Source organism: Dapis hubbardiae BLCC-M172, from assembly GCF_050016015.1.
In the GTDB taxonomy this organism is placed as follows: Bacteria; Cyanobacteriota; Cyanobacteriia; order Cyanobacteriales; family Microcoleaceae; genus Trichodesmium.
The window spans coordinates 1-9,830 of sequence record NZ_JBNHEQ010000217.1 but is presented as its reverse complement, the minus strand read 5'-3'; the positions used below and the strand labels follow the sequence as shown (position 1 = coordinate 9,830).

At 35.7% G+C, this 9,830-nt stretch carries 7 protein-coding genes and 1 pseudogene; all 8 read left to right on the top strand.

The features are described 5' to 3' along the window. Nucleotides 1-698 precede the first annotated feature (698 nt). Nucleotides 699-1,877, top strand: a complete 1,179-nt coding sequence (locus ACP6PK_RS20130) for an aminotransferase class V-fold PLP-dependent enzyme (protein ID WP_426562071.1) — start codon at nucleotides 699-701, stop codon at nucleotides 1,875-1,877. A gap of 389 nt (nucleotides 1,878-2,266) precedes the next feature. Next, nucleotides 2,267-2,698, top strand: coding sequence for a hypothetical protein (locus tag ACP6PK_RS20125; RefSeq protein ID WP_094672331.1), 432 nt, complete (start codon nucleotides 2,267-2,269; stop codon nucleotides 2,696-2,698). 889 nt (nucleotides 2,699-3,587) lie between these two features. Continuing rightward, on the top strand, nucleotides 3,588-5,414 hold the full coding sequence (locus tag ACP6PK_RS20120; RefSeq protein WP_426562068.1) for a protein kinase domain-containing protein: 1,827 nt from the start codon (nucleotides 3,588-3,590) through the stop codon (nucleotides 5,412-5,414). 174 nt (nucleotides 5,415-5,588) lie between these two features. Next, on the top strand, nucleotides 5,589-5,807 hold the full coding sequence (locus tag ACP6PK_RS20115) for a hypothetical protein (RefSeq protein ID WP_426562066.1): 219 nt from the start codon (nucleotides 5,589-5,591) through the stop codon (nucleotides 5,805-5,807). 9 nt (nucleotides 5,808-5,816) lie between these two features. Further along, complete coding sequence (gene tcmP, locus ACP6PK_RS20110; RefSeq protein ID WP_426562073.1) at nucleotides 5,817-6,881, top strand: three-Cys-motif partner protein TcmP; 1,065 nt, start codon at nucleotides 5,817-5,819, stop codon at nucleotides 6,879-6,881. Between the two features lie 84 nt (nucleotides 6,882-6,965). Continuing rightward, nucleotides 6,966-7,103, top strand: coding sequence for a hypothetical protein (locus ACP6PK_RS20105; RefSeq protein WP_426562064.1), 138 nt, complete (start codon nucleotides 6,966-6,968; stop codon nucleotides 7,101-7,103). Nucleotides 7,104-7,334: 231 nt separating this feature from the next. After that, a complete protein-coding gene (locus ACP6PK_RS20100) occupies nucleotides 7,335-8,732 on the top strand; it encodes an SPL family radical SAM protein (RefSeq protein ID WP_426562062.1) in 1,398 nt (465 codons plus the stop codon). Between the two features lie 563 nt (nucleotides 8,733-9,295). Next, nucleotides 9,296-9,830, top strand: a pseudogene (locus ACP6PK_RS20095) (reverse transcriptase N-terminal domain-containing protein); the annotation flags it as partial.

Genomic DNA, 9,830 nt, shown 5'->3' with positions numbered 1-9,830 from the left:
AGTAAACCACAAAACTTTTGTAGGAGTCAGGAGTCGTAGGGGCTTGCTGGCCATGAAAAACGCAAAGCTCCGCTTTATATGTCGCTCCGCGTTTTTCATGTCGGCTCAAGCGCCGTTAGCGGAGCTTTGCGCTAGCAAAACGGAGTTGTGCGATAGCAAAACGCCCGTACAGGAGTCAAAGGCTAGTTTCAAAGCTCTACATCCTCAAGTTGCAACCGAATACAAGTCTTCGATTATGTCCCCAGTGCAAATCGACTGTGGTTTATCCATTTGAAAACTGCTGTAGAAAATATTTCATTAATTGATAATGGATAATGGATAATTATTTTTGTTGACGAAGCGTTGCGGAACGCAAGCATAATTATCAATTATTTAGATATCTCTAGAAAAGAGGAAGTAGGGAGAATTAATTGATATTTCTGTGGGATAATTTATTTTATTTTTTATTTAGCAATCCTAAATGATTTGTGAGAATTTTTATAATAGTTAAGATTGAGGGAAAACTTGAAAATTCTGACTCCTGACTCCTGACTCCTGTAAGGGCGTTAACGATAGTTATGCGAAGCTAACGGCCGTTTCGCTGCGCGACATGAAACGCCCCTACCACAAAAATATTACAATTTAAATAGGATTGCTATTATGGGATTGATGATATAATTGCACAGTACAAAACTTTACCCTTGAAAGTCAATCATTTTATGAACCAGAATCTTTCCCAATTGTCAAGTTATCGACAAAATTTTCCGGCTTTAGCTAATAAAAATTATTTTAATTATGGCGGTCAAGGACCGATGCCTGAAATATCTTTGCAGGCAATTTATAACTCTTATCAAAAAGTACAAAATCTCGGACCTTTTTCTGAAAAAGTTGGTAAGTGGGTGATGAATGAAGCAGCTTTAACGCGAAGAGCGATCGCTACAGAATTAGGCGTTTATTCAGATACTATTACTTTGACAGAAGATGTTACTGTAGGTTGTAATATTCCACTTTGGGGTTTAGACTGGCAGCCTGGAGATCATCTATTACTTTCTGACTGTGAACATCCGGGAGTTATTGCTACAATTGACGAGATTCAAAAACGTTTCAAGATAGAGGTTTCTACTTGCCCAATAATGGCAACTTTAAATGAAGGAAACCCTGTAGAAGTGATAGAGCAAAATTTACGTCCTAATACAAAATTATTAGTAATTAGTCATCTTTTGTGGAATACAGGTCAAGTTTTACCATTAACTGAAATTGTAAAATTGTGTCATTCTTTATTTTCATCCCCAATTAAAGTATTAGCTGATGCTGCTCAATCTGTAGGAGTTTTACCTTTAAAATTAGCAGAAACAGAAGTTGATTTTTATGCCTTTACTGGTCATAAATGGTGGTGCGGACCAGAAGGTTTAGGCGGACTTTATGTAAGTGCTAAAGCTAGAGAAAGTTTAAGTCCTACTTTTATTGGTTGGCGGAGTATTTTGAAAGATAAAACTGGTAAACCGATTGGTTGGCAACCTGATGGTAGACGTTATGAAATTGCTACTTCTGCTTATCCTTTATATTCTGGTTTAAGGGAGGCAATAAATTTACATAATCAATGGGGAACTGCAACAAAAAGGTATGAAAAAATTAAAGAGTTAAGTGCATATTTATGGGAAAATTTAAGCAAAATTCCTGATGTTCAATGTTTACGCACAGCACCTCCAGAATCAGGATTAGTTTCTTTTCAGTTAACCAATGGTAAATCGCATCAGCAGTTAGTTGAATATTTAGAAATCCAGGAAATTATGGTGCGAACTATTCTCGATCCAGATTGTGTGAGAGCTTGTGTTCATTATTTTAGTGGAGAAGCAGAAATTGATAAATTAGTTGCAGAAATTCAAGCTTTTGTTTAGGTAATAGACAACAATAGGTAGGGATATTTTGACCGAATAATTAATAGTTAATAGTTAATAGTTGATAGTCAATAATTAATTATTCATTCAACAATTAAGGTTTAAAGCCTCCCCCCATAGGGGATAAATCAAAAAAAAATTCCTTGAGCGCCAATCCTATCCGTTTCAATAAGGGGTAATTATTAATTATTAATTGTTCATTGTTAATTGCTGAAAATATTCCTACCAAACTTTTTATCAATTATTGTGGTATTTGAGAATCTCTATATAATTATTTTTATTACTTGGTACTTATCTCAGCAATAACGCTTATAACTAAACCGGATTTATTATGATATATAATATAAAATTAAATTTATGTTTTGACTTTCACTTAAAGGTAAAAAACCATGAAATTTATATTAGGAATCATCGCTGTTTTAACAATTTGGGTAATGCCAGTAAAAGCAGAGAACCAAAGCATTGAGAAATTAGTAGAAGCTCTACGACTAGCAGCACCACAAACGGGAACAGAAAATGATGGGTTATATAGCGACTGGCAAGTTAAAGCAGAAAATATTCTCAGATGGTCAAGACTTTGCCCAGGGAAGCAAATGACTGTGGAAGAATTTGAGGCAAACACAACAAAAGCTAGGAAGGTTTTAGAATGCGTAATGGAAGATATTTTAAATGAACAATATGCTGCTAGTGGTAATGATGAGTCATTAGCAGTACGTCGAGCAGCAGCATGGTGGATGACAGGAGACCCAGAGCAATATAATCAAGGTGAGACTGCTAACTATACTAATAAAGTTTTGGATTTCTATCAAAAACAGAAATAATGAAATTTTGTTGCTAAATTAATTAAAAATCCTGTAATACCAAATCTGCTAGTATAGGTAGAAAAAACTAGAGAAACCGGGTTGGTATTAAATTACCCACCAGAATAACATATACCTTCTATAAACCCGGTTTCTTATAACACTTCAAACCAAGCGGATTTAATATAATACAGGTGCAATAAATTTTGATTTCAATAATTGAACTCTTGAATAAAATTGCTTCTTTATTATATAAATTTATCGCTACGATAGAGCAATAAAATCTAGAATTTTTATGCTTTTTTATTTTTTATTTCTGACTCCTAAGCAGCAACTAAACTATTTATAGTAAACATTTATTAAACTTGTATTAGTTCCTACAACACTTTTCAGATTCCTGAACCACAGATTCAAAATCATAACCCTTGTAGGGACGTTCCATGGAACTTCCCTACTGTAGTCTATTCAAATGGAAACTGCTATAATACTAATTTGATAAATGTTTGCTACAAATAACTAGGCTATTTATTAGGAGTCAGGAGTCGCATGGGAATGGCTTCAATACCATTTTTGAGCTGCGGAAATTATCTTTTTTGTCAAAGGCACATCTCCTTTCAACAATTAATCATTAATAATTAATAATTACCTCTTCTGTAATAGAAGGATTGCCTAAAAGGAATTTTTTTTTCTTCTCAAGGGGAGATTGGATATGGTTAGGTAACTCATCCATCCCATCCTACGGAAAACTTTCCTTACGGAATGCTACGCAAACGTTAACGACCGCTTTTTCTCCATGAATAGAGAGGCTTTATACCTGGATTTTTCGGTAAAGTCCTTTAATCACACTTATGATTCGTAACATTCTTTTTTCACCCTTGGTATAATAGACAATATTTCACTAGAAAAATTTATGAGTTATTGTTATAATCCCACCTGCCAAAAACCCCAAAACTCAGACAAAAATAAATTCTGCCAAAGTTGCGGAGCAAAACTGATTCTAAGAGAACATTACCGCCTCCTAAAACCAATTGGAATCGGCACATTTAGTCGCACATTCTTAGCAGTTGATCAAGATATTCCTTCCCAACCAATATCTGTAATTAAACAATTTTTACCAATAGCTACTCCAGGCAAAAATGTAGCACAAAATATCAATGAAATTGAAAAAGCATCAAGATCATTTCATAGAGAAGCATTACAATTAGACAAGCTGGGAAAACATCCCCAAATCCCCAGTTTATTAGCCTATTTTATTGTCTCATCCTATCAATATTTAGTGCAAGAATATATACAAGGAAAAAATTTAGCTCAAGAGTTAAAAGAACAGGGAATATTTGACGAACAAAAAATTAGAAAATTTCTCAGAGAAATATTGCCAGTCTTGCAGTTTATACACAAAAATCAGGTTATTCACCGCGATATTAAACCAGAGAATATTATTCGTCGTGGTGCTGATGAAAGCGGATATGACTGGGACGAAAATGTATGTTTAGTCGGTTTCGGTGCTGCCAAAGCTATTTCTACTCATCCCACAGTTAAAACTGGTACTGTCATCGGTTCCCCAGAATATACAGCTCCAGAACAATTAATGGGTCAACCAGTATTTGCTAGCGATATCTATAGTTTGGGTGTTGTTTGTATACAGTTAATGACTCAACTAGACCCTTTTGACTTGCGTCACGGTGAGGAGTGGTTATGGCAACAACATTTACCCAGACCTGTGAGTACATCCTTGAGTAACATCATTAATAAAATGTTGCAGGTCTCGTTGTCGCAACGTTATTCTTCAGTAGAAGAAGTTTTGCAAGATTTAATGCAAACAGTAGGAAGTTCTTGGGAAGCATTGGAAAGTTTAGAAAGTCATAGTGATAAAGTGAGAACTGTAGCATTTGGTATTGACGGTCAGACTCTCGTGAGTGGAGGAGAAGATAATAGTATTAAAGTCTGGACTCTGGGAACCAGGAGCGAACCTCGGACTTTAGGAGGTTGGATGTTCGGTCATTCGGGATGGGTGCAGGCGATCGCTTTTAGTCCGGACGGTCAGACTTTGGTGAGTGGGAGTAATGATTGTACGGTAAAGGTTTGGAATTTGGGTACAGGAAAGTTGGTGCGAACTTTGGGGAATTGGTTTGGTCAAGACTGGGGTGCCGTTCAGGCGATCGCTATTAGTCAAGATGGTCAGATATTGGCAACCAGTCATGGTGACAAAACGGTAAAGGTTTGGTATCTCGGTAGTGGGAAAATGCGAGGATTTTTGAAAGGTCATACTGCATGGGTGGAGTCGGTTGCTATTAGTCCGGATGGAAAAGTTTTAGCGAGTGGGAGTGGGGATAAGACGATTAAGTTATGGGATGTGGCGACTGGGAAATTGTTGTTGACCTTGACTGGTCATAGTGATGTAGTTCGGAGTGTGGCGATCGCTCCCGACGGTCAGATATTAGCGAGTGGTAGTAGTGACAATACTGTGAGGTTGTGGCAGTTGGCGACGGGAGATTTATTAGAGGTATTGCAGCATTCCGATGGAGTGAATAGTGTGGCGATCGCTCCTGATGGTTTGATGTTGGTGAGTGGGTGTCGGGATGGGAATTTGTATTTATGGAATCCTTATACAATGGAGGAAGTAGGGGTATTGAGTCAAAATGCTGTAGTAAATGCGGTAACATTTAGTGTAGATGGTCAGATGTTGGCGGCGGGTTGTGGCGATGGGAGTGTGGGTGTGTGGCGGAGAGTGAGTTAGTTGGGTTATAAATTTAATCCTATAAGAATCATTCTTATTCTTCAGTTGTAAGGAATTTTTTTGTAGTGTGTTATGGCAAGTATTAATAAGCTGTTTTATGTTAGAAAATCTTTAGTTATAGACTGAAAAAGACTGATAATTTTGTAATAATTTTATTTCTGGAGAAAAGCAATAATGAGTAACTCGAAAGCAAAATGGGGTGCTGATGGTAGTGAGCTTCCTACAATAGATCCTCATACTAAAGCAAAGCATCAAATTATCGAAGAATATATAGAAAATTTAATTATTACTCTCTATGGAAAAACAAGATATGGAGAGCGAACTTTTACTTTTATAGATGGATTTTGTGGTGGTGGTATGTATGATGACCAAGAGTCTTCAAGAAAGTGGTAAGGTTCTCCTATTAGAATTATTAAAGCTGTTCGTTCAGCTTATAAAAAATGTAAACGCAAGTCTCCGCTCAATGTTAAATATATTTTTATAGATAACGATAAAAATCATATAGACTGCTTGAAAAATTATTCTATGTTAGAAGTAGGTCTGGAAGAATTAGTAAATCAACAACAACATGAAATTTCTGGAGATTTTGGTAGTTTAATAGAGCAGTGTGAATTTATTTGTAGAGATTTTGAAAATATAGTTTCTTATTGCATAAGTATAGCTGAAAATCGTAAAGGTCATTCTTTCTTTTTAATCGATCCTTTTGGATGGAGCCATGTATCAATGAATAGTATCAGGCGCATAAATACTCTCAAGGGTTCAGAAATTCTCTATACCTATATGATTAGAGATTTAAAAAGATTTGTCATCGGCAAAAATGGTCTTGATACGGTCAATTTTAATAAAATTCTAGAAGCAAGTGGGTATTATGAATTAGAAAGTTTAAAATTACTTGATAGAGTTAGTGAGCAGCGCTATTTCAGGAATGAATCTCTCAGATTATTTAGAGATAAAGGAAATGCTAAATACGCACATACATTTTCTCTGATACCTAAAGGTTTTACAGTTGTTTTATATTACTTAATGCACTTTTCTCAGAATATAACTGCTTTACAAGTAATGAGAGATGCTTTGTGGAAGCACAATAATTTATATCATTTCTTTGAGTTTGAGGTTTATGGTTTTGGATTAAAAACTATTGACTATTATGAGCAAAATCAAAAGCTAGATTTTTACATAGAAGACTCTCTAGAGAATCATGAATCTTGTATAGATATTTTAGACAAAGACTTAGGTGAAAATATTAGAAATGGCTATGAAGCTACTTTTGAACAAATTTGCAATGATTATATGGAGAAACATCCTGCTACTAAAAATCACTTTGAATACTTAATAAACAGATTATTACAAGATAAAGAAATAGAAATATTAAGAGCTAATAAAATACTTAGAGAAAGAGATGGAAAAAATATCCGCAAACAAGATATAATTAGATATACAGGTAATAAACAGCTTTATTTATTTTAAATACTAGACAACTATGATGAATAAGTAAAATAAAAGACTGCAAATGCCGAAATATATGATAAAAATTACTTGGGAGTGTTGGTTATGTCTATTATTAAAGGTTCAGAAAAAATTGTTAATCCACTTCAGGAAAGCGCTCTCAAAAAGAAAGGATTATGTGATTATGTAATTAATATAGCATCTGGTTGTCTTCATGGATGCACCTTTTGTCTTGCCCCATAAACCCTGATTCTTTATTCCGATCTTGTCTGGCGAAAACTAGAAAACGCTAAGGTAGGAGACGAACTTCTAGGGTTTGATGAAAATGTGACCAATCATGTTTATCGCTTTTTCCGCAAAACTACTATAGAAGCAATTCAATGAAGTAAAAAACCAGCATACAAAATTGTAACTGAAGTTGGAGAAGTAATTACCACAGCAAATCATGGGTGGCTAAATTATCGTGGCAAGTGGTTGCCTACATCTGAATTAACAAGCTCTTCAGAAAACAGAAAAGATGGATTTTATACAATCAAAAGTGTTGGACTTGCTCGTTACCTTTCACCTTCAACTGATTATAAACTTGGCTATATTGCAGGAATGACAGAAGGAAATGGAACCTTTAGATTCAACCTCTCTGAAGTTGACAAAAGAGATGATACTCCATACTGGAAAGTTGCTCTTTGCGATATTGAACCTCTAGAAAGATTAGTTGAATACCTTTTAGAATTTGAGATATCTGTTGATATTCGTTCTTATTATCAAAGTCATGAGAAACATAGACCCCTTCAAAAAGTAGAAACCCGTTCTCAAAGTCAATGCAAAAAGTTGTTTTATCTAATAAATAAACTCTTGGATACTACTGAGTATCATAGAGGTTTTGTGGCAGGTTTTTTTGATGCGGAAGGTTCCTTCAATGGCTCCCTTAGATTTTCTCAAAAAACAATACCTGTTCTGCATCAAGTGCAAAAATATGCTGAGTCTTTTGGCTTTACATTCAAGATAGAAAAATACAAAAATTGCTGTTTTAATCTTCGACTTATTGGGGGCTTTACAGAAGTTATTAGATTTTTTTCTATTTTTTGTCCAGCAATAATTAGAAAATCAGATAAAATAATCGGAGGAGCTTTAAAAGGTATGAAATCTGCCAAAATTATCGACAAAATTCCTCTTGGTATAGTTGATGTTGTAGATATCCAAACTTCAACCCATACCTTTTTTGCTAACGGACTAGCTACCCATAATTGTTATGTACCTTCTACTCCAGCAATTAGAACAAAACAAAAGGAATTACAAGAAAAAGGAATTAGTAATCCTCAAATGGATTGGGGCAAATATTTATTAGTTAGAGAAAATATACCTGAGCAGTTAGAAGAAAAGTTAAGTCGTAAGAAAAAATGGCGCGAAACACCAGAAGGTAAAAGAGTAGTTTTATTATGTTCTGGAACAGACCCATATCAAAATTCTCAAATAGCCAAAATTACTCGTCAAACTGTCGAAATTTTATCTAAAAATCAGAAAAGAGTAAGGATTTTAACTCGTAGTCCTTTATGGATAAATGATTTAGATATTCTTAATCAACCTAATATTACAGTTGGCATGAGTTTACCATTTTTAAATGATGAACTTAGTCTCAAAATTGAACCACAAGCACCCCCACCATCTAAACGCTATGAAGCTTTACAAAAAGGTCATCAAGCTGGATGTAGATTGTATGTAGCTATGGCTCCTACTCCTCCAATAATTACGTTAGATGACTTTAAAATAAATTTAGAACAAATTATGAAAATTGACCCAGAAGTAATATTTTGGGAACCTATTAATTTAATGCTCGTGGAGTGCGGCTCGTTGGCCACTAAACTAGGAAACTAGGTACAAATGGCCGTCCGTGACTAATCTAAAAGGAGGTTAAATATTCGGTCACTGGATAACTCTTATATCCTTCGAGGTGAAATTCCTCCGCCTTGTTGTTAGGTAGAAAGCATAGACCACGGGGTAGCGAATGAACATCAATCCCCGAAGCTGGTTTAAAAGCGGGAAAATACCAGTTACCTAGGAACGATACCGCAAGCAAAGGATGACAAGTGGACGAACAGGAAGGTAATCAAACTCTCGTAACGTTTAACCATTCCCAAAGGTAGCTATGGAATGTAGGGCGAAAGTCAGAGGGGTGGATACTATATTCCTCGGATAGTATCAGCAACCATATCAAACCCTCCGGGAGAATTTACCCCACTAAATCAGCCGTAAAAAGGAATAAGGGAACGAGAAAACCTCTCTAAGACACCTAGGAATACAGGTCGAAATCTTAGGAAGCCATTCAAGGTCAATCTGCACATAGGATGTAGGTCTTAGAGAGAGTAGGATTGGGTAAGAAGCATACTAATTATGCAGACGTACCCACTGTTAGACGTAATGTAAGGTAATAATTAGCAATGAATAAAGCTAAAACACTAAAAAGACATTTAGGAAACCCTAAACCATTTTTAAGCGTGGCATGGGATACAGACGATATACCAGACCCAGTATGTATTAATCCAAATCTAAAATGGAGAGATATTAATTGGAGACGGGTTGAGAAGAATGTATTTAAGTTGCATGCATTTAATTTACAGAGCATCCAGCCGTGGCGAAATCCGTAAGATGCGTAAATACCAAAGACTTCTGACTTCTAGTTATTACGCAAGGTTGCTAGCTGTTAGGCGCGTGACCCAAGATAACCAGGGGAAGAAAACAGCAGGTGTAGATGGTATAAAAAATCTACCTCCTATGCAGAGATTAAACCTGGTTGATTTATTAAACACGCGATACCTCAAAGCAAGCCCCACCCGTAGAGTCTGGATACCAAAACCAGGGAGGGATGAGAAGAGACCTCTTGGAATCCCTACAATGTACGACCGTGCATTACAAGCTCTGGTTAAGTTGGGTATGGAGCCAGAATGGGAGGCACGTTTTGAACCTAATAGCTAT

Excerpts from the sequence above, each read along its gene's own strand:
- ACP6PK_RS20120 (WP_426562068.1), top strand. The coding sequence starts at position 3,588 with ATGAGTTATTGTTATAATCCCACCTGCCAAAAACCCCAAAACTCAGAC.
- ACP6PK_RS20125 (WP_094672331.1), top strand. The coding sequence starts at position 2,267 with ATGAAATTTATATTAGGAATCATCGCTGTTTTAACAATTTGGGTAATG.
- ACP6PK_RS20115 (WP_426562066.1), top strand. The coding sequence starts at position 5,589 with ATGAGTAACTCGAAAGCAAAATGGGGTGCTGATGGTAGTGAGCTTCCT.
- ACP6PK_RS20130 (WP_426562071.1), top strand. The coding sequence starts at position 699 with ATGAACCAGAATCTTTCCCAATTGTCAAGTTATCGACAAAATTTTCCG.
- ACP6PK_RS20105 (WP_426562064.1), top strand. The coding sequence starts at position 6,966 with ATGTCTATTATTAAAGGTTCAGAAAAAATTGTTAATCCACTTCAGGAA.